General features: G+C 58.5%; 26 protein-coding genes. 17 read left to right on the top strand and 9 right to left on the bottom strand.

Annotation, left to right across the window (positions count from 1 at the left end; translation table 11 throughout):
- Positions 1 to 972: 972 nt before the first annotated feature.
- Positions 973 to 1,407: a helix-turn-helix domain-containing protein gene (locus tag AC1RMD_RS10340; RefSeq protein ID WP_492926265.1), complete on the bottom strand. Its 435-nt coding sequence runs from the start codon at positions 1,405 to 1,407 to the stop codon at positions 973 to 975.
- 521 nt (positions 1,408 to 1,928) lie between these two features.
- On the opposite strand from AC1RMD_RS10340, the gene AC1RMD_RS10345 reads away from it, so the two are divergent.
- The 17 genes from AC1RMD_RS10345 to AC1RMD_RS10425 all read left to right on the top strand — a co-directional run bounded on the left by AC1RMD_RS10345 (position 1,929) and on the right by AC1RMD_RS10425 (position 16,108).
- Positions 1,929 to 2,060 carry a hypothetical protein gene (locus AC1RMD_RS10345; protein ID WP_492926267.1) on the top strand — a complete coding sequence of 44 codons (132 nt, stop codon included), beginning with the start codon at positions 1,929 to 1,931 and terminating at the stop codon, positions 2,058 to 2,060.
- 567 nt (positions 2,061 to 2,627) lie between these two features.
- On the top strand, positions 2,628 to 3,242 hold the full coding sequence (locus AC1RMD_RS10350) for a hypothetical protein (RefSeq protein WP_492926269.1): 615 nt from the start codon (positions 2,628 to 2,630) through the stop codon (positions 3,240 to 3,242).
- Between the two features lie 418 nt (positions 3,243 to 3,660).
- Entirely contained in the window at positions 3,661 to 4,032 is a 372-nt protein-coding gene (locus AC1RMD_RS10355; protein WP_492926271.1) for a transcriptional regulator, read from the top strand.
- A 134-nt stretch (positions 4,033 to 4,166) separates the two neighbouring features.
- Positions 4,167 to 5,126 carry a P-type conjugative transfer ATPase TrbB gene (gene trbB / locus AC1RMD_RS10360; protein ID WP_492926273.1) on the top strand — a complete coding sequence of 320 codons (960 nt, stop codon included), beginning with the start codon at positions 4,167 to 4,169 and terminating at the stop codon, positions 5,124 to 5,126.
- Between the two features lie 13 nt (positions 5,127 to 5,139).
- Entirely contained in the window at positions 5,140 to 5,568 is a 429-nt protein-coding gene (gene trbC / locus AC1RMD_RS10365; protein ID WP_492926275.1) for a conjugal transfer system pilin TrbC, read from the top strand.
- 2 nt (positions 5,569 to 5,570) lie between these two features.
- Entirely contained in the window at positions 5,571 to 5,882 is a 312-nt protein-coding gene (locus AC1RMD_RS10370; RefSeq protein WP_492926277.1) for a conjugal transfer protein TrbD, read from the top strand.
- On the top strand, positions 5,879 to 8,416 hold the full coding sequence (locus AC1RMD_RS10375; RefSeq protein ID WP_492926279.1) for a VirB4 family type IV secretion/conjugal transfer ATPase: 2,538 nt from the start codon (positions 5,879 to 5,881) through the stop codon (positions 8,414 to 8,416). Before AC1RMD_RS10370 ends, AC1RMD_RS10375 begins: the two co-directional genes overlap by 4 nt.
- Complete coding sequence (locus AC1RMD_RS10380) at positions 8,413 to 9,162, top strand: conjugal transfer protein TrbF (protein WP_492926281.1); 750 nt, start codon at positions 8,413 to 8,415, stop codon at positions 9,160 to 9,162. The genes AC1RMD_RS10375 and AC1RMD_RS10380 overlap by 4 nt, the downstream gene beginning before the upstream one ends.
- Positions 9,163 to 9,174: 12 nt before the next feature.
- Positions 9,175 to 10,071: a P-type conjugative transfer protein TrbG gene (gene trbG / locus AC1RMD_RS10385; protein WP_492926283.1), complete on the top strand. Its 897-nt coding sequence runs from the start codon at positions 9,175 to 9,177 to the stop codon at positions 10,069 to 10,071.
- A 2-nt stretch (positions 10,072 to 10,073) separates the two neighbouring features.
- Entirely contained in the window at positions 10,074 to 10,562 is a 489-nt protein-coding gene (locus AC1RMD_RS10390; protein ID WP_492926285.1) for a conjugal transfer protein TrbH, read from the top strand.
- 5 nt (positions 10,563 to 10,567) lie between these two features.
- Entirely contained in the window at positions 10,568 to 11,953 is a 1,386-nt protein-coding gene (locus AC1RMD_RS10395) for a TrbI/VirB10 family protein (protein ID WP_492926287.1), read from the top strand.
- Between the two features lie 51 nt (positions 11,954 to 12,004).
- The gene (trbJ, locus tag AC1RMD_RS10400) at positions 12,005 to 12,769 is read left to right on the top strand and encodes a P-type conjugative transfer protein TrbJ (RefSeq protein ID WP_492926289.1); all 765 of its coding nucleotides are present in this window, start codon (positions 12,005 to 12,007) and stop codon (positions 12,767 to 12,769) included.
- Between the two features lie 9 nt (positions 12,770 to 12,778).
- Positions 12,779 to 13,003, top strand: coding sequence for an entry exclusion lipoprotein TrbK (trbK, locus tag AC1RMD_RS10405; protein WP_492926291.1), 225 nt, complete (start codon positions 12,779 to 12,781; stop codon positions 13,001 to 13,003).
- A gap of 6 nt (positions 13,004 to 13,009) precedes the next feature.
- The gene (gene trbL / locus AC1RMD_RS10410) at positions 13,010 to 14,617 is read left to right on the top strand and encodes a P-type conjugative transfer protein TrbL (RefSeq protein WP_492926293.1); all 1,608 of its coding nucleotides are present in this window, start codon (positions 13,010 to 13,012) and stop codon (positions 14,615 to 14,617) included.
- A 45-nt stretch (positions 14,618 to 14,662) separates the two neighbouring features.
- Positions 14,663 to 15,199, top strand: a complete 537-nt coding sequence (locus AC1RMD_RS10415; protein ID WP_492926295.1) for a lysozyme family protein — start codon at positions 14,663 to 14,665, stop codon at positions 15,197 to 15,199.
- Between the two features lie 4 nt (positions 15,200 to 15,203).
- A complete protein-coding gene (locus tag AC1RMD_RS10420; protein WP_492926297.1) occupies positions 15,204 to 15,734 on the top strand; it encodes a hypothetical protein in 531 nt (176 codons plus the stop codon).
- A 32-nt stretch (positions 15,735 to 15,766) separates the two neighbouring features.
- A complete protein-coding gene (locus AC1RMD_RS10425) occupies positions 15,767 to 16,108 on the top strand; it encodes a hypothetical protein (protein ID WP_492926299.1) in 342 nt (113 codons plus the stop codon).
- Here the strand turns inward: AC1RMD_RS10425 and AC1RMD_RS10430 are convergent.
- The 8 genes from AC1RMD_RS10430 to traJ all read right to left on the bottom strand — a co-directional run bounded on the left by AC1RMD_RS10430 (position 16,093) and on the right by traJ (position 26,514).
- A complete protein-coding gene (locus AC1RMD_RS10430; RefSeq protein WP_492926301.1) occupies positions 16,093 to 17,004 on the bottom strand; it encodes a BTB/POZ domain-containing protein in 912 nt (303 codons plus the stop codon). The genes AC1RMD_RS10425 and AC1RMD_RS10430 overlap by 16 nt on opposite strands.
- 11 nt (positions 17,005 to 17,015) lie before the next feature.
- Positions 17,016 to 17,372, bottom strand: a complete 357-nt coding sequence (locus tag AC1RMD_RS10435) for a hypothetical protein (protein WP_492926303.1) — start codon at positions 17,370 to 17,372, stop codon at positions 17,016 to 17,018.
- A 71-nt stretch (positions 17,373 to 17,443) separates the two neighbouring features.
- Complete coding sequence (locus AC1RMD_RS10440; protein WP_492926305.1) at positions 17,444 to 21,034, bottom strand: zincin-like metallopeptidase domain-containing protein; 3,591 nt, start codon at positions 21,032 to 21,034, stop codon at positions 17,444 to 17,446.
- Positions 21,035 to 21,036: 2 nt separating this feature from the next.
- Positions 21,037 to 21,261 (bottom strand): hypothetical protein, encoded by a 225-nt coding sequence (locus AC1RMD_RS10445; RefSeq protein WP_492926307.1) that lies wholly within the window; start codon positions 21,259 to 21,261, stop codon positions 21,037 to 21,039.
- A 3-nt stretch (positions 21,262 to 21,264) separates the two neighbouring features.
- Positions 21,265 to 21,825: a conjugative transfer signal peptidase TraF gene (gene traF / locus AC1RMD_RS10450; protein ID WP_492926309.1), complete on the bottom strand. Its 561-nt coding sequence runs from the start codon at positions 21,823 to 21,825 to the stop codon at positions 21,265 to 21,267.
- On the bottom strand, positions 21,822 to 23,723 hold the full coding sequence (locus AC1RMD_RS10455; RefSeq protein WP_492926311.1) for a type IV secretory system conjugative DNA transfer family protein: 1,902 nt from the start codon (positions 23,721 to 23,723) through the stop codon (positions 21,822 to 21,824). The genes traF and AC1RMD_RS10455 overlap by 4 nt, the downstream gene beginning before the upstream one ends.
- Positions 23,720 to 26,107: a TraI/MobA(P) family conjugative relaxase gene (traI, locus tag AC1RMD_RS10460; RefSeq protein ID WP_492926313.1), complete on the bottom strand. Its 2,388-nt coding sequence runs from the start codon at positions 26,105 to 26,107 to the stop codon at positions 23,720 to 23,722. The genes AC1RMD_RS10455 and traI overlap by 4 nt, the downstream gene beginning before the upstream one ends.
- Before the next feature lie 26 nt (positions 26,108 to 26,133).
- Positions 26,134 to 26,514: a conjugal transfer transcriptional regulator TraJ gene (gene traJ / locus AC1RMD_RS10465; protein ID WP_492926315.1), complete on the bottom strand. Its 381-nt coding sequence runs from the start codon at positions 26,512 to 26,514 to the stop codon at positions 26,134 to 26,136.
- Between the last annotated feature and the right edge of the window lie 214 nt (positions 26,515 to 26,728).

Consider the following 26,728-nt stretch of genomic DNA (forward strand, 5'->3'; position numbering starts at 1 on the left):
TGATGTACGGAGGATAGGGATAAGTAATGGAGGTAGATCGGGAGGTTGGGACTAAAAGCGCCAATGATGACTGTCAAACGGCCCTCATCGGGCTGAGCAAGCTGCAGCAGGCATCCTTCGCGTGCAACAGCGTGCCCAAACCCTAGCGCGCCAGCGAACGGCGGGAACAGCTCTAGGAAAGCAATTCGCCATAACTGCGATTGTGACAATTGGGTGTCGGCGACCTTCAATAATCTCCCCCACGCTATTCGGCCACACACACGACAGCAAGCATCGCGCCCATAGTTGCAATAATAACATACGGATCATTTTGATATGTGCTGATCTATTTTCAAAACCACACACAATGTTCTATAAAGTAACTAAATATTCTAAAGCGTAGACGTATAGCTCCGGCTTGATCACCAGCTATAAAGTGGCCACTCGACATTCTGAGAGAGGCGCAAGTTTGATCACACGGTGTAGGTGGCGAAGCCACCGGCAGAGCACGCAAACATAGCCAAACGTACTGGGCACTAAGCAACATATCGGTGGCGCCCTGACACGCGCCGGTTAGCTTCAATTGCCTTGCCAATCCAATTGCTGCTCCACGATGGCGGCATCGGTTTGGGCGGTCTACTGCGCGGTCGTCTCGGCCACCACGGACAGCATGAGCCCTCGCCCATTCGTACGATCCCGCTGCAGCCTCAAAAATGGGACTGGGCGACAAACGCATCCAAGAGCCCCTTCCGCTGCCGGCCGATCGCCTCGAGCTGCTCCGCAACCACCTGCGCACGCCTGCCGCTACGGCGCACCGCGTGGGATACTGGAGTGCAGGGTGAAGTAGCCGTCTGTGTCAACCTTAAAGGATGGCTCATCGACCCATCATAAACCTGCTTCACGTCGAATACCGCTATAAACGCAACGGCGATAATACGGACTATCACGGAAGGGCGCCGGTTTCCCGGCCCCTCTTCCCCCCTGTCCGCGCCGTTACGCGGCGGGGAGCACCTGCTCCACGGCCAGCGACACGGTCATACGCAGGCCGCCGTGCGAGAACTCAGCGTTGTCGACCGACACCACGCATGGCGCACCAGTGTGCTGACTCAACAACTTGCCGACCAGTTGCTCGAGCTGGTGCGGACTGATCGACTTGAGCGGCTGCACGTCGGCCGCCGACGGCGCCTGGGATGCGGTCTGCTGCTTCGCCCGCTCCGCCGCCACCATCATCTTGATCGCTTTGGCGGTCTTGTCGCTCGGAACGGCGGAATTGGGTTTATTGCGAGCAGTCTCGTAGCGACCCTGCATCACCGCCGAATAGCCGGCCGACACGGCAAAAGCTGATTGCGACAGAGCGAGCTCGTTGCGTACCGCGCGCAGCATATCAGGATAGTTCTCGGCGGCAGGATTGGCATCAAATACAGTCATAGGCACCTCGTGGTTGGGTTGGTGACACGGCTTCGCATTGCATAAGACGAACTATATACGCCAAACGATGCATCGTCAATGCATCATTTAGTGCATTTCCGTTTTGGCGCGATTGGCCCGTCTTTTTGACAAGGGCGCCAAGTTCAGGGACTCCGGCCCGCGACCGGGGCACTTGGGACTGATCGCCGCAGGTTTTGCAACCGCACCTGTCAGAGGCAACGACAATCCTCCCAACCATTCCGGCACGCGGCGGAAAACCCACAAGAAGATGGAGCGCCAAAAAAGGCGTCGTGATGGTGGGCGCCGCCGCAGCAACTTGACTTGGGCAGCACACTAGGACAACTAGGAAACACCGGCTTCTATTTTGTTGTGCCAACGATGATGAGCGATCGGCGGCGTAATGATGCTTGTGCGAAAACGGCGAGGAATTGCCGGTGTAGGCCGCCGCTACTGGATGGCGCCACACAGAATGCTAGGGAGGGCGCGTGCCTTCTCTTGTGATGATCGGGAAAGGATTGACGATGAACGATCTCAAATGGCTGGCCAAACTGATTGGCCATGTACCGAAATTGCTGGCGGCGATGAAGGCGAATCCCTGGCCGACGTGCACGCTGATGATGTTCTTGCTCGCCCTAGCCGCAGTAAGGAAGTGAGCAGCACGTGTCGCCTTGCGATCGGTGCGCAATGTAGCGTCATGCGCGGGATTTACCTGGCAAAAAAAGTGGCGTTCACTCCAGCGGCCGTCAGCGACCGGGCACAGCGGAAGGAAAACCTTCCGACAAACGGTACCAGTGAGATAGCAAAGCGTGGGAGCAATCCCGGGTATGGCGCCTCAAAAAAACAATCCAGGGTCGAAGTGGCCCAAGTGCGCAAAACACTTCCGCCCATTCACGGCCATCATCCGACATCCGACATCCGTCAGAAATAAACTAAAAGTAATACTTATCGTTCTTAAAAAAAGTACACAAGCACACATGGACTTTTTAGTGTATTCTGATTGAAGTACCGACGGACCAATGGCTCTTGACGATTGAGGTGCACCTGGCGTCATCGGTCTTCGTCGCGGTTCGCGTGGTGGCTTGGCATGCGATCAGTAAGCAGAACCGTCATTGACGTTACCGCTTTAGCTTTTATTTCGTTTTTATAAATTTCAAAGGATTGGACACGATATGCCAAAAAGAGAGGAAAGCTCATCACCACTTAGCGTGGTCAGCTTGCGGATGGACAAGAACGAATTACAGAGCTACGAGCGCATCATGAGCGCCGCAGGCTTGTTTACGGCGGAGGCGATACGCCATCTAGTCGTGAGGTCGGTTACCGACCACGGCGAGGTCGACATGACCGGCTTCCAAGTCGTTGCCGATTTCACCCCTAAAGTCCCCGGTCGTTCGAAATTCCCGGAGCACATTGGCAACCTCAGTATCACCGTGACGCCGCCAACAGGGATGAGTGCGGGGCAACTGCACCAGATTATCTTCGTTTTGCCGGAGTTTATTGACGAAAAAAGTGGCGCCGAGCCCTACCGGGTTGACAATTTCCACTTCCATCGCGTGGTCGAAAACAGCAAGCATGTCGCCAGCAAAAAACGGTCACGCGCTGTGCTGAGTTTTCGGCTCATAAAAGGGCGCTGGTCCGGCAGCCTGTTCGATTACAGCGGCACCGCCGCCGACCAGATCGCGCAGGCGGTTGTGTCCAAGATGGAGGCGCATATCGCCGCGACCATCAAGTGCGAGCTAGCCGGACAGTTGCCGCCATCCCGTCACCTGACGCCGGAGGAGATCGCGGAGCGCGACGAGTTCCTGCTGCCGTATCTAGTTGCGGACTATCCGTCTTAAGGTAGGTCGGTCTCCCGCCCCCGACTATCCGCCGCCCGACATCCAGGCGGCTTTTTTTCGTCTTTACAATGACGTAAACACGCCGGCATAGCGTACCGCAATCCTTGACAAGGTATAAGCCGCTCTCCTTGTTTTCTGAAAAAGATCGACGTTCTAGTATCGGCAGTTGGCAATTCAGCCTGGCCGTCATGTGCCGAAACTGCCGGCGGCGATAAAACGATGACCACCATCGTGCCGGCGAGCACGGCAAGCCAGAGCGCGGCCCCGCCGGTACTAGCGTATCCGGCCAGCATCGGTATAGTATGAAGATGATCCACTTGGATTTTATCGAGATTCTGGAGCCGAGAATTCGGTCGTGAGGCATGTTAGTCTTAAACTGCCACCAACCTTTTAGCCGCTAAACGATCGGAAAGAGCACGTGTACAGTCTAATATTTTTTACCAACGTACTCAGATTGCTGGATGAGCGCGCAATCACAAAATACGAATTGGCTGATCAGGCTGGAATATCAATATCATTCCTGTCTGACCTAACAAACGGCAAAGCCAACCCATCGCTAAAAATTATGGAAGCGATTGCAAAGGCACTGAATGAACCCTTGCCTGCATTGCTTGAAACGACCGACCTGGATCGACAATCGATTTCAATCCTTTCAACCAATCTACCTTCGGCATCCCTACCAGCCGGCTACATCAGAGCTTCGGCCATCCTTACAGAGTACCAAGCATTCACGGTACAGCAGTGGGACCAAGCCAATCGGAAACTGATTGCCCAACCACCAAAAAAGTAAACGCTTATTGCTCGCGGCCATGCCTAAAACTCTGAAATGGCCATAACATTTGTGCAGGGTCAAACCGCTGAGATTTTTACGATATAGCCTTTGATTGTGTGACATCACGTTCACACAGCAAAGGTATATCGATCATGGCTGATGCAGAAGATTTCTCGACGCTAAAGGATCGGGCTAAGAAAAAGCTCGAACGCGACATGGGGCCGCTGCTTCTGGCTGCACTCCACGATCCCAAAACTGTCGAAGTCATGCTCAATGCCGACGGGCGCCTTTGGCAAGAGCGACTAGGCGAATGCATGACCTGCATTGGCACGCTACGTATAGCGCAAGCGGAGGCCATCATCAAGACGGTGGCCGGATACCACGGAAAAGAAATCACCCGTGGCCGACCAACACTGGAAGGCGAACTGCCATTGGATGGCTCGCGCTTTGCGGGTCAACTCCCACCGATCGTCTCTTCTCCAACGTTCGCTATACGCAGGAAAGCTATCTCCATCTTCACGCTAGAGCAGTATGTGGCAAACGGCATCCTGTCGCCCACTCATCGCTCCGCCATTCGGCAGGCGATCGCCGACCACCGGAATATTCTCGTCGTCGGCGGCACTGGTTCGGGCAAGACTACTCTGGTCAACGCCATCATCAACGAGATGGTGTCCTTCGATCCCTCAGAGCGCATATTCATCATCGAGGATACGGGCGAGATTCAATGCAGCGCAGAGAATTTCGTGCAGTACCACACGACGTCCGACGTGACGATGACTACCCTACTCCGCACCACCCTCCGCATGCGACCAGACCGCATTTTGGTGGGCGAGGTTCGCGGACCGGAGGCACTTGATTTGCTCGATGCGTGGAACACCGGCCATGAAGGCGGTGCAGCGACTCTGCATGCAAACAATCCGGCTGCAGGTCTGATCCGTTTGAAGTCGCTCATTACCCGCAATGAATCCGCGCCAACCGACATCGAGTCGCTTATTGGAGAGGTCGTCCACCTTGTCGTCCATATATCCAGGACTCCGGAAGGCCGATCCGTCCAGGAAGTGCTGGCCGTATCGGGCTACGCGAATGGCCAGTACATCACCAACAAACTTTAAGGAGACATTGATCATGAATCAGCTGTTCCATCGCTATTCCGCACCGCGTGAGCAAAGTGCAGCATCCCTAGCAATTTTACTGCTCGCTCTCATATTGATATTGCTCCTTCCATTGAACGCGTCCGCCAGCGTTGGCACCGGCGGTTCCCTACCCTACGAAAGTTGGCTGGAAAACCTCCGGAACTCGGTCACGGGTCCAGTGGCCTTTACCTTGTCCATCGTCGGCATCGTCATCGCTGGCGGTGTGCTGATCTTCGGCGGCGATCTGAATGGTTTCTTCCGCACGCTGATTTTCTTGGTACTCGTCATGGCGTTGATCGTCGGTGCGCAAAACGTGATGAGCACATTCTTTGCCCGTGGTGCCGTTGTAGCGATGCTGGATCATCGCACGCCTGACGGCATGAACATCTCGGCGAGTATCGCGGACTACCGGAATGCCTGATCATGGCCTTGCGTACGATACCGATCCGGCGCGCCGGCAACCGCCACAACCTGTTCATGGGTGGCGACCGTGAACTGGTGATGTTTGCCGGCCTGCTGGCCTTTGCGTTGATCTTCAGCGCACAAGAGCTGCGGGCCACTATCTTCGGTCTCACGCTGTGGTTTAGCACCTTGCATGCGTGCCGCCTCATGGCAAAGCACGATCCAAAGATGCGGCAAGTGTATTTGCGGCACCGGCGATATGTGCGGTTATATCCAGCCCGCAGCACTCCATTCCGTTTGAACTCCAGTAGTCAGGGGAGGCAATACAAATGATCGAGCAACTTACGATGGGAATCTCCGCCCTCGGCAGCGCGATGCTGGCCATTCTGTATGGCCGCATCCGATCCGTCAACGCAGAGGCTCTGCTCAAAAAACACCGCTCGACCGGCCCGGCATTGGCCGACCTGCTGATCTACGCGGCCGAGGTGGCGGATGGGGTCATCGTGGGTAAGAACGGTTCGTTCATGGCCGCGTGGGCCTACAAGGGAGAGGACAACGCAAGCAGTACCGACGAATACAGGGAAAGGACATCGCTCCGCATCAATCAGGCGCTGTCCAACCTTGGAAGCGGATGGATGATTCATGTGGACGCGGTTCGCCGTGCCGCGCCAGGGTATGCGGAACCTGGTCTGTCGCAATTCCCAGATCCTGTGTCCGCCGCGATCGACGAAGAGCGCCGCCGCCTCTTTGAAAAACTCGGCGCCATGTACGAAGGCTATTTCGTACTGACGCTCACATACTTCCCGCCGCTCCTTGCGCAAAGCCGTTTCGTCGAAATGATGTTTGATGATGAAGCCAGCGCGCCTGACCACAAGGCGCGCACGCATGCACTGATTGATTACTTCCAGCGCGAATGCATCACCATTCAGTCACGCCTCTCCTCTGCCCTGAAACTGGAACGGCTGATGGGCAACGCTGTTACGAACGAGGACGGATCGACAGTCACGCACGATGACTTTCTGAGATGGCTCCAATTCTGCGTTACAGGCTTAAACCATCCTGTGCAACTGCCAACCAATCCGATGTATCTGGATGCGATCCTCGGAGGACAAGAACTGCGGCCGGGTGTCGTACCAAAGATCGGGCGGAAATTCATTCAGATCGTGGCCATCGAAGGCTTTCCGTTGGAGTCAACGCCGGGCATGCTCACGGCGCTCGGCGAATTGGCCTGCGAATACCGCTGGTCGTCCCGTTTCATTTTCCTAGACTCGCACGAAGCCGTAGCCCATCTGGACAAGTTTAGAAAAAAATGGCGCCAGAAGATAAGAGGCTTCTTTGATCAGGTCTTCAACACTCACACTGGCCCGATAGACCAGGATGCGGTTTCAATGGTCGCCGATGCCGAATCCGCGATCGCCGAGGTCAATAGCGGGCTCGTAGCGGTAGGCTACTACACTAGCGTGATAGTCCTGATGGACGAAGACAGGGAACGCATCGCCGCCGCCTCTCGTCAAGTGGAGAAGGCGATCAACCGGCTTGGCTTCGCCGCGCGGGTGGAAACGATCAATACCATGGATGCCTATCTGGGGAGTCTCCCCGGTCACGGTGTAGAGAATGTGCGTCGACCACTGCTCAATACTTTGAATCTGGCAGACCTGCTTCCGACAAGCTCAATCTGGGTAGGCCTGGATCACGCACCCTGCCCGCTTTACCCACCAAACGCGCCTGCTCTTATGCAGTGCGTCACGCAAGGTGCGACGCCGTTCAGGTTTAATCTCCACGTGCGTGACCTTGGTCATACCTTGATGTTCGGGCCTACTCGTAGCGGGAAGTCGACGCACCTTGGTCTGATAGCCACCCAACTGCGCCGATACCTCGGGATGACGATCTATGTCTTCGACAAAGGCATGTCGATCTATCCGCTCACCAAGGCCATCAGAGCCAAGCACTTCACCGTCGCTGGCGACGACGATAGACTTTCGTTCTGCCCACTCCAATTCCTCGCGACCAAGAGCGACCGCGCGTGGGCCATGGAGTGGATCGACACAATTCTGGTTCTGAATAACGTCGAGACAACGCCCGCCCAGCGGAACGAAATCGGCGAGGCGGTAATGAGCATGTACGCCAGCGGCGCCAGGACACTATCCGAATTCTCAGTGACGATCCAGGACGAGACCATCCGCGAAGCCATTCGGCAGTACACGGTCGACGGCAGCATGGGTTACCTGCTCGACGCCGAGGAAGATGGCTTGGAGTTGAGCGATTTCACTGTATTCGAGATCGAAGAGTTGATGAACCTTGGCGAAAAATATGCGTTGCCAGTTCTCCTCTATCTATTCCGCAGGATAGAACGCAGCCTGAAAGGACAGCCTGCAGCGATCATTCTGGACGAGGCCTGGCTGATGCTTGGCCACCCAGCATTCAGAAGCAAAATACGCGCATGGCTTAAGACCCTCGCCAAGGCCAATTGCCTGGTCCTTCTGGCGACCCATAATGTGTCAGACGCCGCGAACTCCGGCATCCTGGACGTCATAGCCGAGTCAACGGCCACCAAGATCTTCCTGCCGAATATTTACGCGCGAGACGAAGACACCGCAGCACTCTACCGCCGCATGGGTCTAAACAACCGCCAGATCGACATCATCGCATCGGCAATCCCCAAACAGCAGTACTACTTCGTGTCAGAACAGGGTCGCCGCATTTACGAGTTGGCACTCGGCCCACTTGCTCTAGCGTTCATCGGCGCCACGGACAAGGAGTCAATTGCAGCCATCAAAGCGCTTGAGGCTAAACACGGCGATCTTTGGATAGATGAATGGCTGGCTGACCGAGGCCTCAGCCTTCAGGAGTATGGAGTAAAACTATGAATCTCTTTTCAAAATTCCGGCTTCGCAAAAACGTCTCCGGCGCATCTACATTTATCGAGGGTGGCCGCAGATCAGGGGAAAACGACAACCCTTACCTGTCGGCGCGCCGCACATGGAACGACCATGTGGGTAGCATCGTCGCTTCACGCCGCAACTGGCAGCTACAGGCCATACTTTCACTACTGGTTGCATTAGCCAGCGTAGGTGGAATTATTCATATCGGCAGCCAGTCAAAGTTCGTCCCCTACGTCGTGGAAGTAGACAAGCTGGGACAACCCGTTGCCGTCGCACCCGCTCAGCAAACACCAGCATTGAACGAACGCGTAGTTCGGGCGGCAGTGGCGTCCTTTGTCAGCGATGCCAGGTTAGTGACGCCTGATATTTCGCTACAGCGCAAGGCCGTTTTTCGTCTTTACTCCATGCTATCTGCGCGTGATCCAGCGACGGCCAAAACAAATGAATGGCTAAACGGCACCGACGACAGCAGCCCATTCAAACGCGCTGCGAACGAGACCGTAAGCGTTGATATTGCTTCAGTTCTCCCTCAGACCACAGACACCTGGCAAGTCGACTGGATCGAGACTGTACGTGATCGCCAGGGAACCTTGAAAGGCAAACCATTCCGTATGCGTGCGCTATTGACCGTCTACATATCCCCTACTACGCCGCAGACCACAGAAGAGCAACTGCGGAACAACCCACTCAGCATCTATGTCCGTGACTACTCGTGGTCCAGGCAGTTGTAAGGAGTTCAAAAAATGAAGACACGCATAACGCTATTCTTGGCCAGCCTGGCCTGCGCATTCGCGACGGCAGCGGAACCGACAGACAAGAAGCTCGCCGATTTATACTTCTCTGGAAAAAATCTGGCGCTGACGCAGCAGGAGCGTGACGCATTGGACGCTTCACAGCAGTGGCGCGGCGCCAGCCCCACCGGCATAAAGCCAGCCATCGGCACCGACGGTACCATCCGCTACCTGTACGGAGCACAACAGCCCAGCATCGTCTGCGCCGTCCTTCAGGTTTGCGACGTGGAGTTGCAAGCGGGCGAACAGGTCAACTCCATACACCTCGGCGATACCGCCCGCTGGATCGTGGAGCCGGCGATCACCGGCAACGGCGCTGCGGAAGTGCAGCACCTGATCATCAAACCCATGGACATTGGTCTTGAAACGTCACTAATCGTCACAACCAATCGCCGTACCTATCATTTTCGTTTGCGCTCGCACCGCACGGAGTTCATGTCGCGGGTCGCCTTTACGTACACCGAGGACGCGCTGGCAAAGTGGAGCGCGATCAAGACCCACGAAGTCAAGGAAAAGCAAGAACGCACGATACCGCAGACCGGCGAATATCTGGGCGATCTTAATTTCGCCTATGACGTGGCTGGCAACGCGACGTGGAAGCCGATAAGGGTCTACAACGACGGCACCAAGACCATCATTCAAATGCCTGCCGCTATGGCCCAGACGGAAGCGCCTACTCTGCTCGTGGTGCGCAAGGATGGTGGCTGGTTTACCGATGCCGAGATGGTCATGGTGAACTACCGCGTGCAGGGTGACAGGTACATAGTCGATACCGTGTTCGACAAGGCACTGTTGATTGCCGGAGTGGGTAACGGTCAGGATCGCGTCACGATCACTCGGGAGAAATAATTATGCGCGCCCAACTCGCCATCGCCCTTGTGGTCTTCATCGCGGGATGCACGAGCAGCACCGTCAAGGTGGATACCTCCTTCGGCAGCTTCGTCACGAACGCCTCTCCAGCGCAAGAACGACTACTGGCGGATGACGCGACTCGCCAGTTGTTGCTACTGTATCCCCCGGCAAACACCCGCCTCGAGTTCAGACAGGACATAGCCGACGGCTTCGGGAGGCAGTTGGTCGAACTATTGCGCGTTCAAGGATACGCGCTGCACGAGTTAAAGCTTCCAGTTGGAACTCTACCAACCGCCGATGCGCCGACATCAGCAGCCAGCGTCAGCGACGCCACAAAGAACATCCCGCTCAACTATGTTCTGGATGCAGTCGCATCGCCGAAACTGTACCGCGTCACACTGATACTGGGAAGTCAGACTCTCACTCGAGCCTATGTGCCGCAAAACGAAACCGTTCATCCCGCCGGTGCTTGGGTGCGGAAGGAGTAGCGATCATGGACAAAGCTGTGGACATGTCCCCGGATGTGTCACCCGGATCGCCAACCGATAAAAGCGGCGTACGTCGGGTGAACAATCTTCCGATCTACATCATGTGCGTACTGTTGGCGGGGTTCCTGCTGATCATGGCGCTGGTCGCAGCAGATCGCGCAGAGAAGCAACAACGGCCGGCAGATACAAGTGAGACCAAAGCCACCAGCGCGAGCATGTTCGCTGCCGAGCTGGCCGGCCAGGAAAAGGATGGCATTATCCCTGCGGCAAAGGCGGCCCCGCCAATTCCACCAGATCCCCCATCCCCTACCGCCGCGGCATCTGCCGCTCGCCCCGAAGCGCTGGAAATGCCGCCAGTTCCGCCTGGTGCAGTGCCGGCGCCCTCCCCACAGCCACAGCAAGATCCTCGGGCGCTTATCGCGATGGAAAAGATGCATATGTTGGAGGAAGCCGTCAAAGCGAAAACGACCGTCCAAGCGGTTGCGCCACGTAGTGCAGGCTCCGCGCAGAGAGGAAGCGCTATGCCGTCACCAGACGAGACGACCGCGCGCGCTGCACAATCTCAACAACAGAGCGACACGCAGAGCAGCGATGATCCAACAGCCATGTACCAGGCTCGACTTCAACAACTTCGCCAAGCGGGCTTGGTGGCTTCTACCGGCGCAAGCAAAGGCGGTCAAATTTCCGAGCTTGCGGACCAAGGAACACAGATTGCGGCGGCGCCTGGCAAGAACTATGGTCAGTTCGACGCGGGTTCGCAGCAGGACCGCTGGCGCCTGAATTCGCAAGTCCAAGCTCCCCGCTCACCTTACGAAATTAGAGCCAGTTTTGTGCTACCTGCCATCCTCATTTCTGGTATTAATTCAGACCTCCCTGGACAAGTAATCGGGCAGGTCAGCCAGGACGTATTCGACACTGCAACAGGACGCTGGAAATTGATACCGCAAGGTTCCCGCCTCATCGGTCAATATTCCAGCGAAGTCGCGTACGGGCAAGCGCGCGTGCTGATCGCCTGGCAGCGCATTATCTTCCCAGATGGCAAAGCGCTCGACATCGGCGCGATGCCAGGTGCGGACAGTGCCGGCTATTCTGGCTTCCACGACCAGGTCAACAACCACTACTTGCGCGTCTTTGGCTCCGCGCTGCTCATGTCCGGCGTCACGGCCGGCATCGCGCTAAGTCAGCCGGATTCGTTGTACTCCAATCGTCAAAGCGCCAGGAGCGCAATGAGCGAGGCACTCGGCCAACAACTCGGCCAGGTCACCGCGCAAATGATCTCCAAGAATATGGGAATTTCACCGACCTTGGAAATTCGTCCGGGGTACCGCTTCAATGTGGTCGTCATCAAAGACTTAACGTTCTCCAAGCCCTACAAGGCGTTTGATTACTGACCGCTAAGTTTCTACAACCGGCACACCAAAATTTTATTAGGAGGTACCGATATGAACATCCATGCGCACAAGGAATTGCTTTCCTATCTGATCGTAGCTGCGGCGCTAGTGCCGGCTGGCGTTGCGAACGCGGTGCTACCCGTCATTGATGGGGTCAACTTATCGCAGAACACCGTCACGGCAATTGAGAATGTCGCTCACACGCTAAAGCAAATTCAGCAGTACCAGACCCAGCTACAGCAGTATCAGAACATGTTACAAAACACAGCAGCACCGCCCATGTACATCTGGGATCTGGCCACCAGAACGATGAGCGATCTTCGCGCTTCATTGGATACGCTGCAGTACTACAAAACCAGTCTCGGCAGCGTCAATGCTTACCTTGGAAAATTCAAGGATGCCGGCAGCTATCGTGGCTCGCCATGTTTCACGGCGACGGGTTGCTCGGCCGGTGATTGGGCCTCGCTCGGTCAATCTCAAGAATTAGCGTCGCAAGCTCAGAAGAGGTCGACTGACGCGCTCTTATTAGCGTTAGACAAACAACAAGATTCGATGGAAGCCGACGCGAGACAACTGCAACGTCTGCAGAGTGCCGCCCAAGGCGCAAATGGCCAAATGCAAGCTGTAGGCTACGCGAACCAATTGGCCAGCCAGCAGGCCAACCAGTTACTGCAAATTCGAGCGCTGCTAATCGCCCAGCAGAACGTAATTGCAACCCGATATCAAGGACTAGCTGATCGGGAAGCGCAAGCTCGTGCTGCAGACGCCGTTGTGCTAAGAAATCTATATCGTCCTAGTCCCGCAAAGACGTGGTAGGAGTTCCAAATGCTACGCTCAAAATTCTTCCTGGCCATCGCTGCCATCTCACTTCTGCTTTCAGCTGCGGGATGCAACTCCGCAGATTCCGATGCCAGCCTGCCCGAAATAAACGACAAGAATTGCGACTCCGACCTGGCTTCAAAAATTCCAAACCAGATCCAAAGAAACAAGTTCATTGATCGTTGCGCGCGTCGGAATACCTTCAAACCTAGCAAGCCCAAAGCCTGGTGACGTCCGATGAAACCGTCCATACACACGAAATCGGCAGGAGGTCTAATTCTCCTTGGGCTGTTTTTCGTTCCTTTCGCTGCCCGCGCAGAAATATCTAGTGCCGGAATCTTCGATGATGTTCATCTCGCTTATGCCTCGGTTGCCAGCGCATGGGCAGCCGTAATAAAGGCCCATGCCACTCGATTGTTTTGGACTTTGGCACTCATTAGCATGGTCTGGACTTTTGGTCTTATGGCCCTCAGGACTGCCGATGCCGGCGAATTTTTTGCCGAGTTCATCAGATTCACGCTCTTCACTGGATTCTTCTGGTGGTTGTTAGACAATGGCGCAACTATGGCGGCAGCCATAATCAGTTCGCTACGAAGTATTGGTGCCGATGCCGCAGCTGCCGCTAGCGCCGCAGCTGGCCACCCAGCCGGACCCGCCATCGCATCTCCCAGCGGCATCGTGGACATCGGGTTTGACATCTTTGGCAAAGTGGCTGACAAGGCGACCGTCTGGTCCCCGTTTACGAGTGCCGTAGGAATAGCTATTAGCCTCATCATCCTGCTCGTCCTCACTCTGGTAGCAGTAAACATGTTGCTACTACTTATCAGCGGATGGATCTTGGCCTATGCAGGGATCTTCTTCTTGGGATTCGGCGGCTCCAGATGGACGTCAGACATGGCAATCGCGTACTTCAAAACTGTACTTGGCATGGGCGCGCAGATTCTTGTCATGGTCCTGTTGGTCGGCATAGGACGTACCTTTATTGACACCTTCTATTCTCGTATGAGCACTGGCCTCACCTTGCATGAGCTTGCCTCTGTGATGGTGGTAGCCGTCATACTGCTCGTCCTTATAAACAAACTTCCCGGACTATTCGCGGGACTGGTAACTGGTGGCGGAACGGGAGCGCTTGGGACTGGGGCAAGTGCAGGTACCGCAATGGCTGCAGCCGCGATGGGGGCTGCAGCCGTGTCCACCGCTGGTGCCGCTTTGGCTGGGGCCGTTGCCAACGTGGCAGGCGGCGCACAAGCGATCATGGCTGCGTTCGCAAAACGGAACGCGGCGGAAAGCGAATCGAGCGGTATGTCGCAAGACTTTATGCCTGGCCAGTCAAGTTCGACGACGCAAAGCGGCAGCACAGGCGAAAGCTCATTCGCCCAGGCCATGGGCAACGATGCGCCCTCTCCTTCCAGCTCTACGTCCAATAACTCCACAAACCAGAGCAGCCAACAATCTAGCAATGCAGAATCGACTGGAGGTGGCAGTGCTGATCATGGTGGCGGTGATGGTGGCGGTGGCGCGGGCAAGGCAGGTACAACACCATCGGCAAGCGGAAAAGCCGCGAATCGTGGCGCGGGGGTCAAGGCGATGCGGATCGCAGCTGGCGCGGCGAGCAGCCTGGTCGGCGGCGCGGTCCAAGTGGCAAAAAATTCGATAAACGACCGTGTCTCCAAGACCATCGGCGGCAAGATCGCAGCGGCGATTCGGGAAAGTGGCGGCGATAAGGAAAATTCCGGCACCAACACTCTTTCGGCGGGAAAGAATGGGGACTTCGATCCCAAGGCGGAAGTCTCCGCGTTCAGAGACAAGAAGGACAGCAACGAGTCCGATCCACCGGAATCCTAGAGTGCAAGGGCCGCCATCATGTCCGCCGCAGATCCACCACTCCCGATGAGCGAAAGCGTATTGTGTAGCGTCGGCGCAGCCGCCCGTTACAACATTCCTGCCAACCTCATGTTGGCGGTCGCCGAGAAGGAAGCGGGTACCCCTGGACTCTCGGTCAGAAACACCAACGGCACGAGCGATGTCGGTCCGATGCAGTTCAATACGGCCTACCTGTCTACGCTTGCCCGATACGGGATCACCGCGCAAGCGGTGGCCGCTCGCGGATGTTATGCCTACTATTTAGCGGCATGGAGACTGCGGCGACATCTCCAGTTCGACCAAGGAGACCTGTGGACGAGAGCGGCCAACTACCATTCACGCACACCCCATTTCAACGCCATCTACCGCCTGGATCTCATCACCAAGGCTGCGCGTTGGGCTGATTGGCTGGAATGTCGCACCTCCAGATCATGTCTCCTGGCACCTAAAGTCGCGCCATCGGAGAAAGCGGCGACGACGACGGCCACCGCCCCAATAGGTGGCACTGCCCGCGCAACGCCCGACTACACGCCCCGCATGATAACGGCGGCCACAACACTCTGACGCCATGGCTGGCATACTCAAAATCCATTCGGCCGTCGCTGGCACACTTCGTATCGGGCATAGCTGGATCGAGTATTGTCCGATCGATGGACAGTCGATGACCTATGGGACGTGGGGAAACAATCCCACCGGCGAAGGCAACGGCCTGCTGGAAAATGCAGAGCCGCCTACCTTGCAAGCCAACGCCACACGTAGTCGGGTTATCGATCACGAGCAGGAGCGACGGCTATTCGAAATCATTGAGACTTACAGGCAGCGCGGGGAGCAAGCATGGACCTTGCGCACGCCGTGCTCCATGTTTGCGGCCGAAGCCTGGGCCCGGACAACCGGCGAGCACCTCGTCCACCAAACGGCGCTGGTCAGTACGCCCGCCAGGCTGGCCAAATCTATCATCGAGGCGAACCAACGAGACATCCTCGCCGCCCACGTCAAAACGAGCGTCCCCCAGAAACGCACGGCAGCTGACACGGGCAATGCCACCAGCAAGTCCAGCAAGCAGGCTGGGCTGCGAAAAAGCCGCTCGCGCCGCAATTGAAGCGCTACACTGTATGAGAAAGGAGGATCGCCATGAAACATATTGGCTTTGCCGAATACGCCGACGTCGCCTTCCACAATATCGAAGAAGTGCAGGCCGGGGGAGTCCGTTTACTGAGGATCAAAGGGCTGATCTTCCACAGCTCGGTCGTCGCCGATCACGTGGACCTCTATCCCGACCAGCATTCCGTCCATATTCTCATATCGATGACGCTCACCAGTCCGGAAAAGAGCGGCCTGTTCGAGTTATATATCCCCATCCCGGACAGGATCACGGCCATCACGTTCGGAACCGAAAAAAAAGTATTATGGAAACGGGCGATGGCGGAACAAGCAGCACCGGCGATCAGTCTCGCCGCTCAGAATTTCGGATAGGTAATTTCGTCGACGATACAGCAGATCAGCCGGTGGTCAAAAACGCGAAAAAGTCCGGGATCAGCCGCATCCTGGACGCCGAGAAAAAAGACAAAGGCTTTCGTCTGTTTGTGGCCCGCCTCGCACGCCTGTTTGGCCTCCTCCCGCGCCACCACCATCTCCCGCCGCACATAAGCCTTCCTGGACTCACTCCAGTCAGCCCATTCTATGCGCACCCGATGGCCGACGACGAGCTTGCCCTCTTCCCGCTGGCCGGCATCCAGGCCGAACTCTAGGCACATTGCATCGTCAAGCGGCTTAGCCCAACGCATCGCGGCATAGAAGATCTTGGGCTCTGGATACCGTCGCAGCTCATCCCACTTCAGTTTCTTGAAGACTGCGTAATACTTTGCACCTTCGACGCCAGGTACACTCAACTCCAAGTCCCGATCGTACGGAAAATTGACGAAGGTACGGCAAATGTGACGTATGGTCGCCACGACACGCTTCCCTGGCATCCCCGGCGCGCTGCGCGAGGATGATTCTGATGCGTCGCTCCTTCCTTGTTGCGAAACATCGCCGGCGGAGCTCTCCGCATCGACGACCTCACGGTAATCCTTCAACACCAACCTCGAAGGATATGGTGCGGGAAAGCCGGCGCGCGCTGTAGTCATCCTTTCCTGACGACCTTGCTGGATCAGTCGCTGTACGCCATCGACATCGCATTCAGGCAAATGGACGCCCGTGCTGCCCAGTGTGAAATAGGGGCGAACCAGATTGGTTGGCCGGAATGAGGCAGGCAGTACCTTGACACGGCATCCCCTGCACACGTAATTTTCCTTCTCCACCACATCGAGCAACCACAACTGCTCCGCATCGACAACCTCACCCGTGATTCGATTCAGCGCGGATTCCATCTAGGGGCCTTTTAACGCAGTCTGCGGCTATGATAAAAATACAGGTACGCCAGCCCGGCCGGCGCAATGAAGATCGCCAGGAACCAGCACATGGTCATCGTAATGACCTTGGTGAGCAACATCAAGCCCGCATGCACGATAAAGACGTTCTTACCGACGATGTAATCGACAGCACCTTCGTAGGCGAACCGCGCATAGGGATATAGAAAGGTATTCAGGAACGCTAACAACGCACCTCCGAAGCTGATTGAATTCCCGTTCAGAATGGCGAACAGGTACAGGCTGAGAAAGATGCAGCCGAAGAATAGATGGCGAACGTAGTAGCTAGGGGTCAATCCCCCGAAGGTTTTGTGGATCACCGGATGCATGATTTTCTCCTCGAAATAAATACATGGTTTCTTCGACCTGGTGCGAATTCGCTTGGCGCGCACCGGGTCACTTAGCCGATCTTCAGTGCGTGACGATGGCCCAACGTGTGCCGCTGATCCTGCGAATGCCGTTCAGTCGCAACCTGGTGTTTTTCCACCGCAGCGGCGACCACAGGTCGAACCTGTCGGTCGACGCCCTCCGCGCCCAGACTGCTTTTATGGGCAAGGTCGTTGAAATCCGTAAAGCCCTTGGGATTCTTCCGGACCTCGCCGGGAGCGAAGATTGGCAGCACCACGAGGCCATTGGTTAGCCGCGCCGCTTCCTGTGCCTTCTTCTTGCCAGGATTGATACCTTGGGTGGCCTGCAGGTGCTGGTCGTTGTCGCCCGCGATCACCACCGGCTTGTCAGGGAATTTCGTATGCAGCGCCAGCGCAACGGCAGGCAGGTTGCCGGAATCGAAGGCCGCGACTGTGGCGTGGCCCAGCGAATGCGCCAGGCTGGCAGCTGTCGCGTAACCTTCCGCAATCACCAGCGCGGGCGCGCTGGCCAGCGCCTCCATCCCTCCGACGGCATGGAAGCATCCGGTTTTGCGGCTGTCCCTGGCGAACCGCTTGGTGCCGTCTTCCTGGATGTACTGCATCGTCCACTGCTTGCCGTCGGCATCCGTGGCGGGGACATAGGTAGTTTTTCCCGCACGGTCGGTCAACACACCCGGCGTCGGCTCCAGCCCTTTGGCCTGCAAATAGGGCGTCGGCTTCGACAAGGGCAGCAGTTCGGCCATCTGCCGCGCTATCCGGTCGGCAGCCTGCGCGTGCTGGCGCGCCTGCTCCTCGCTGCGGTTCTGCAACCGGGACGCCGCCTGCGCCCGCAGCATGGCTTTCTGTTCCGGATCAAGCGTGTACCCTTTCGACTTCCAATTCATCTCCACGCCGGTCTTGTTGTTCTTGACGTAGCCAGCTGGATGCCCATCGAGATGTCCGACATAAAAGCCTGATCCGGTTTTCTCGCTGTGCTTTTCGCCGGCGACACTGATCCGGTGCTTTTGCCCGTCCATGATCGGATGTTCACCGCTCACCATGCATCCGACCGCCCTGAGCGCGTCGGCAAATTCATCGCGCGGCGTCATGGCGGGGCTCTGCTCGGCGGCCACCTTTTCGGCCTTCCATCGCCCCAACTTACCCATATCAGCAACCTGTCCCGCATACCAGGACTTGGCAGCCTTGTCCCACCGCGCCCCCGCAGCCTTGGCGGCATTGCGCTCACCATATGGCACGGCGAGGTAAATGCGGCCCGCCAGGGCCGCGTCCTCACCACCCGAAGAACGCTTCATCCCCTCGGCCTGGAGCCCGCCTTGCGCCTGTTTGGGGCTTTGGCGGGCATATTTCTCGAACGGCGCAGGATCAGCCCCCGGGGGCACATACCACGCCTGCTCCTTACGGTCCCATTTCGCGCCAAGCGCTTTGACCTCGTCCTTGTCCTGGTAGGCGACGGCAAGATACGCCGGCGCCCCGGACGGCGTCTGCTGGCCGGCCAGCTGCCCCTGCATGACCGTCGACCGTGACCGCTCTTGCTCCGCGATCCGGCGCAGCAAGTCGGCGTCGTTCCGGGTCGCGTTGAACTCCGCATCCTTGCGCGCCTCGCGTGCGGCCGCGATATCTTCGTCGGTGCTCTGCGGATCACGCTTGACCACCTCCTCGCGGATGCGGGCCAGCTTTGCGGCCTTCTCATGTTCATTCTCTTCCGAGTGCGCATCGATCAGGCCGAGGCGCTCCACGAGCCGATTCGCCTCGACCTGCGACGCCGCGTCGGCAAGCCACTGCTCTTCTCCGCCGGTTCGCTGGGCGAAGAGGCTCCACGAAGGCATCTCGGCATCGGTCGCGCTGGAGCCTCCAGAACCGTCGATAGATGCATGTTCGTGCACTAGCAGACGCCCATTCCAGTCCAGCGGCAACGCAAAGCCGAACTCCCGCTTTGCGGCGGTCTCAAACTCCGCTGCTTCACCAACACCGCCTTGGCGGGCAAGCGCCACGGCGGCCTCGCCGTCGGTCAGCCGCAACGCATCAGGATTAGCCGTCGTCATCGCAACAACAGGCTGCGCCGCCAACACGCCCGATCGCTGCGCTTTCCCTGCTTGCATGTTCACCTCCGGATCATCCTGACCACCGGCATCATCGTCCTCCGTCCCGGCGAGCGATGCGTGCGCTGTCGTTCGCGCAGCGCGCTGGTGGACATCGCCGCGCCCCAGCGTCGATGCGACAATCACCTGAATTTCGTCGATGGACGCCTGATTGAGGTTGTGCAGCAGTTGATTGACACACGTGTCGAGCGCCTTTAGCCGCATGTCATCGGCCAGTATCGCTTTCAAGGCCGGCGGCGCAGTCTGCGTGTTGGTCGATACGGCCTCCGGATGCAGCGTCCTGTTGGCTGCGATAAAGTCAGCGACCATCTGGGCGTCGTCGATATCGGAATCGGGCAACGCCGGGTAGGCAGCCCGCAACGACTCCGAATCCACAGCGGTATCGCCATCATCGACTTTCGCCAGTGTCGATGCGATGACCGCCCTGGTTTCATCGATGTACGATCGGTTGACGCCCTGCAGCAGAGCGTTGACCCTGGCGTCCAGCGCATCCATCTTCGCTTCATCGGCCAGGATGCTTTTCAATTCCGGTTCGGCGTTCAGCGTGTTTTGGACAACCTGGCCGGGCGCGAGGCCCTGGTTCGTCGAAATGAAGTCCGCCACCTTCTGCGCGTCGCTGTGCTCCTGCAGCTGCTTGCGTTCCAGCCCCAGGACGTAGTCCTGGATTTTCTCGGCATCTGCCGCAGCGCGGAATATCTCCAGCGGATCATCCTTGATGGCCTTGATCCACGATCCCACGTAGGCCGCGTGTTGCTTGGGGTCGTGGCCTATCCCCAATTCGTCACCGATGATCATGCTCGCGATCTCGGCCCGCAGCTCCTCGCGCGCATAGCCTTCGCTGCCAAACGGATGCACCAGATCCCGATCGAGGCGGGACTGGTGGCCGGTCCAGTGACCCAATTCGTGCAACGCGGTGGCGTAGTAACGATCCGCGCTGTCGAACTGCTCCTTGCTCGGCAAATGAATGGTGTCGGTGGCAGGCCGATAAAATGCGCGATCCTGCTCCCCATGTTGGATCGAGGCGCCGGTCGCACGCAGGATACCGTCGGCGCGCTCGCTGGCGCTCCAGCCCTGTTCCTTGCGCGGCTGTTGCGGGGGCAGGCCATCGATCTGCTCCGCATTGAACACGGTCGCCATGAACAGCGCCGGGCGTTCCAGTCTCACCGTATGCTTGACGGCCTTGCCGTCGTTATCCAATAACGGCTTGTCGTTCGCGTCGGTCTGGGTCTGCTCTTCGGTGAACTTCCAGTACTGGATCGGTGTGCCTTTTTCGCCCTTGCGCACCTGGGCGCCAATCGATGCCGCCTGCTTGTAGGTCATCCAGCGTTGGTCGCTATGGTCCTGGCTCATCAAATGCAGCGCGTTGATGCCTTTGTAGCGGTTTCCCGTGACCGGGTTGGTCGGCATCGATGCTCCCGCCTCGCCGGGCTGCCACGGTTTCTGCCACGGGGCGACGCCTTCCTTCAGCTGCTCGATCAACCGCTCCGCCACTGTCTCCACAAATGACTTGGTCATTTCGTTCATGTTCACTCCCTCACATCGCTCTCATGCAGCGAAGGCAAGTCGATATCGCTTGCCGCCGCATCGCTCTCTCCCAGCGCGGCTTCCTCGAATGCGCCCGCCAGTTCGGCTTCGTCAGGCGCAAATTCAGTCCAGAAGCCGGGCGTCTGCGCATCCGCCAGCTTTTCGTTTAGTACCGCCTCCGTCACCGGATCGGCGCCGGCCGCACCAGCCTTGTTCGATGCATTCATGCGCTACCTCACAGTCTTTGTTGGTTTTCCCCAGGTGAGAATCGGGACGATGACGTCCTTCACCTGCCCGCGCTGCACGGGGCCGAAATAACGTGCATCGAACGAGCGCACATTGCAGTCGCCCATCAGCAGCAGCTGATGCTCGCTCAGGACGTAACTGTCCGCCTGGAACCTCGGCATCACGCGCCCTCCACTGTCGGCTCGAAGCGGCGCGCTGTCGCCCAGCAGCCGTCCGTTGATCCTGACGCCATCGGTACCGACTTCCACGCGGTCGTCGGTCGCACCGGCGACCTGCTTCATCATGTAGCCGTAGCCACCGGGACAGAAGCCTGCGCCGATGTAGCCACGCTGCTTCGCCAAATCGAAGACTTCCAGCCGTGGCGGGCAAAACATCACATAGCGCCCTTTCCCAACCGGGTCACTGACCCGCCAGTACAGACCGACGGGGATACTCAGCGTGGTGTTGATGCGAGCGCCGAGCAGGTACAGGAAAGCTCCCTGGATCAACAACACCATCGAGCTGAGAGCAACAGCGATGCCAAGTTTTTTCATCAGCCCTTTCATAATCTGATTCCTCCCGTTTCGTAGATGCCGCGCAGTTTGTCGCTCGCTTCGGGCGCCTGGATGGCGGCGCGCGCCTTGAACACCGGGTCCTGAAAGTACAGCGGCTGCCTGCCGTAGATCGCCGGATAGCCGGCCACGTAGATCACCATGTCCCCCGCCTGCCTGATGTCGCCGTTGGCATCCTTGACCGGCCCGGGCATGCGCAAGCACTCGTCCGGGGTCAGCAAGGGACGCTGCGTTTCCTGTATTGTGCGCGACACCTGGCCCAGCAACGCGCTGGTGCGGCGTCCACTAGTGGTGATCTGCTCCTTTGCCACCGTGGTCTGGCCGGTCAGCTTGGACAGATGCTCCGCAGTCTCGATGCGGTTCGGCGGAAAGGCATTCTGGATATGGCAGCTGGACGTGATGCTCTCATCGTGGCCATAGCCGTTCTCGCGGCTTTTCAACTGGTTGATGTCCTGGCAGATCAAGTTACATTTGATGCCGTAGCCGGCCAGGAAGCCCAGCGACTCCTGCATGATGTCGAGCCGGCCGAGGCTGGGAAATTCATCCAGCATGGCCAGCAGACGGTGTTTGTAGTGCGCCACCGAGCGGCCTTCCTTGAACGTCATCCGGTCGGCCAACTGGCGCACGATCATGTTCACCATGACCCGCACCAGCGGCCGAAGGCGCGCCTTGTCATTGGGCTGCGTCACGATGTACAGACTTATGGGGCTGTCGTGGTTCATCAGGTCTCTGATGAGGAACTCGGACTTGCTCACATTGCGCGCTACGATCGGATCGCGGTACAGGGAGAGATAAGACTTCGCCGTGGACAGGACCGATCCCGCTTCCTCCTCCGGCCGGTCCAGCATGTCGCGCGCCGCCGATCCGATGACGGGATGGTTCTTGTCGTCCACATGCGCGTACGTGATCATTTCCATCCAGAGCTCGCCGACGGCGCGGTTCGGGTCCGACAGCATGGCGTCCACCGCCGGCAGGGTGGCGGCGGTCCCCTCTGCGCGCGCCTTGTACAGCGCATGCAGGATCACACCGACGATGAGCGCCTGGCTGGTCTTTTGCCAGTGCGTCTCCAGCCCCTTGCCATCGGGATCGACAATCAGCGTCGAAAGATTCTGCACGTCGCCTACTTCATGCTCCGTGCCGACCCGTATCTCGTCCAGCGGATTCCAGCAGATGCTGCCGTTCGCCGTCGCGGGCTCAAAGCGCAGCACCTTGTTGCGGGCATGCTTCTGGCGCCAGCCCGCCGTCAGCGCCCACAGTTCCCCCTTCAGGTCCGTGATGACGGCGCTCCGGCTCCATGACAGCAGCGTGGGGACAACGAGCCCCACGCCTTTGCCGGAGCGGGTCGGCGCGTAGGTCAGCACATGCTCCGGGCCATCATGGCGCAGATAGTGCATGCGGCCCTTCCTGTCCAGCCATGCGCCGACATACACGCCGCCATGACTAGCCGCCCGCTTTCCGGTTAGCCGCTGGATCACCGTCCGGGTCCTGGGCAGCAAGCCTGCGGCGCGAATGTCCTTGTCGTTCGCCCAGCGTGCTGACCCGTGCAGAAACTTGTTGGGACGCGAGGTATTCGCCATCACCATCTTGACCACTACCAGAACGATCAGCCCTACTCCTGCAACGCAAATCCCAACGCTGCCCGCGCGCATGAAGGCCTCTGGATACATGCCGTACCAGCGCCTCGCCCATTTGAAGATATCCCACGGAGCATAGAGTTGGTTGAAATGGCGGCCCAGCGCCGGCTGGTACCTGAAGCTGTGGGCGAAAAATTGCGTGGCGCTTTGCAGGCCGGCGCCCAGGACGACCAAGGCCAGAATCGGTATCGCCACATTGGTTCGCCGGACCGGCAACCGCACCTGCGGCCCGACAGCGTTGTTGAAGCGGTCTTTCATCGGCTTCTCCCTTTGGTCTTGATGGCGCCGTGGCCGGCGACCGTCACCATGTCGCCCCGCGTGAGCCGCTTGAGCCGCCTGGCGGTCGCATCATCGATCGGCACGACCATGATTTCGCCACCGCGCTTAAGCAGGGCGAGTTGTTGGTCATCGACGATGCGCAGTCCGACGAATGCGGCCCGGCCCTGAAAACCATCATAGGCAAAGTGTTTCGGTATATCGGACAAAGTCTGTCTTCTTTGCTCCCGCTCAAACACGTATTTCGTCGAGGCTGCAATTGCTGAGATTTCGTGCTGCGGAACAGACCGGGAGCCTGCGGCGCCATGCGGCAGCGTGCCCTTGGCGGCGTCCTTCGCAACGACCTGCCGCGACGGGTCGCCGCCGGCGACGCCGAGGTCCTGCAACTTGCGCAAACGGCCGCGCCCCGCCGGCGGAGGCTTCGTGCCGATTCGTGATCGCGCGGCTTTCGAGAGTGGGTGACCGCCTGGCGAGCCGCCGTGTTTCTGCGCTAGCCGTCCTGGCCTAGAAACAGGCCGTCGCACGCGGTGATCTGCTGCGGGTCCTTGCTGCTCCACGTGACGAGGTACATCACCCGGCAATAGCACCTCACCTCCACCGGAGATGCGAACCATACCGAGTTGGGACAGCCCTCGCAGACGGTTCTGGGATTCGGGCGGCGGCGCTTTTCCAGGCTGGCCAACGTTCGGCTTTCGGCCGCCGGCGGTTCGGACTGCGGAGGCAGTGCCGGCTCCGCCTCTTCCATCTGCCTGAATGCTGCTGTCAGCAGGTCCTCCCTGCCATGTGTGTTGTCTGGGTTCATCGCTTGCCTCCTTTGTGTTCATTGCTTGAATGAGTTCGCGCCTGCGCGCTTCCAGCGCGACATCGTCGAACGTGATGGAAAGCCGGGCGCTGGCGGCGGCGCGCGCGATCCGTTCCCGGAATTCGTCCGTGCCATCCACGCGCAGGGTCGTTCCGTACCGCTCTGCGGCAAAACGCAACGCCGCCTGCAATCCCGCCTCCTCGAAGCCGCGCGTGACAGCCAACTTGTTGCCGTCGTCGCGCAACACCGTCTTGCCGGCACAGATGATGATCGTGCCGTGCTTCGTGACCCCGTCGGCGGCGGCCGGACGTTGCGCCTTGCCTTGCCGCCTGCCTGCCAGCGAGTTGACGCCCTTCCCGCTCGCCCCATCGCGCGAACGCAGCACGGACAGGGCCTCGTCGTTGCCTTGCATGGCCTCGGCGTGCAGCCAGTCCGCCCAGGTGGCGCGCTTGTATTTCAGGAAGATGCGCTGGCGTTCCTTGAAATAGTCGCGGTTGGCCTGCTCGATCTCGGACAACAAAGTCCGGGAGACAGCGGCGAACAGAATGCGCTTGCTCACCTTGTCGCACGAGAGCAGCTTGATGGCGGACCGTCTGAATTTGCCCTGACGCTTGACGGCGGCGATCCGTTGCGCCTTGCGCTCGCGGGCCCGGGCCCATTCCTGCGCGCGGTCTCCTGCCAGCCCTTCGTAGTCATGCTGGACCTTGTATAGTTTGAAGAGCGCTGACGTGTCGGCGCGAAAACCAAAAGGCTTGTGCTCATAGCGCCTGGCCGGTTCGCGCTCGCCATCGGCTTCCGGGCCGCCATGGAAGCGGCCGAACCGCTCCTCCAGCCTGGCTTTCGAGAATTGCCTGTCCAGCGAACTTGCCTTGATCGTGGTGCCGTCGGCAGCAGTGATGACCAGGCCATTCCCACGTTCATGCAGCTTTAGGCCGTTGGCCGACATCACATCGTGCAGCGAGGTCCAGCTGGTGGCGTTCGATAGCTCGCTCCAGCAACCTCGCTTGATCCAGCCAATCAGGCTCTCCACGCCCGCGTGGTGCTCCATGTCGTCAGCCTGGTTCTCCGCGCGCTTCTTACGGGGGCGGTGGTTGTCGCGCTGCAGGCCATGCTCGCGCTCCAGCGTCTGGCAGATATGTCCCAACGTGATGTGATCGTTGTGGGGACTGTGCATGGTGTGCCTGACCGGATGGATCTTGTTGATGGCGATGTGGACGTGCAGGTTGTCGGTGTCGTGGTGGACCACGCTCACGCGCTGGTGCTCCGCGTAGCCAAGCGCCGCGCACACGCGGGCCTCCAGTGCTTGCAGTGTCTTGGCATCCGGCTGCTCGCCGGCGCGGAAGCTCAGCACCATGTGGTAGGTCTTGTCGCCGGTGGCGCGCCGGTTCAGCGACTGGGTGTTCAGCACTTCGATGGCCGCGACCACCGGGTCCGTGGACTGGCAGTTCGTCACGCGGACCTCGCCGACGCGCTCGTTCTTGTTCTGCGTATCGAGCAGGTAGCGCACCAGGCTGGCGTAGTCGCTTCGCTTCAATGCCCGCATCGAGACCTGTTTGGCAATCATGGCCGCACCGCATGTCGCTTTAGCCGCTAAAGATGTTTGCGCGGGGAATTCGGCAAAACCACGTCGCGCATGATGTCCTGCATTTCGCGCTGCGTGTCTTCGATCTTCGACAGCACCGCGAGGATGGTCGCCTCCCCGAACCGGGCGGTGCGCGGGTCGTCCGTCAGCCACAGCTTCAGCAGCCCTCCCAGCCGTCCGAGGTCGCCGTTGATGCGCGCCAGTTCCTCGACGCGCCGATGGTCCAGGATGCCGTGCACCCGGTATCCCAGGCCGACGTTGCGCAGATAGGTTGCCACGGGCAGGCCGGCATTGGAGGCCAACTGGCGTATGGCCTGCGCCTCTTCCTGCAGCACCGGCACGCGCAGGTGCAGCGCTTTCCGGGTGGGTGGTTTGCTGTTCGGTTCCATGGTGTCGGCTCCTTGGGCCTGCGCACTTGGCGGCGGCATCCGCCTGCCTCGCAGAGCAGGTTCCCGTTGAGCGCCGAAGGCGCGAATAAGGGAAGTGAAGATAGATAACCGGCGCGCCGGTTAGCTAACTTCACATATCCTGCCCGCGTTTTCGAGGGCATTTTTCCACTAAATTGTGCGCCCGGACTTTCGATTTAACCTTTGCGGAATCTCA

It is taken from the genome of Duganella sp. GW822-FHT06D06 (genome assembly GCF_058799615.1).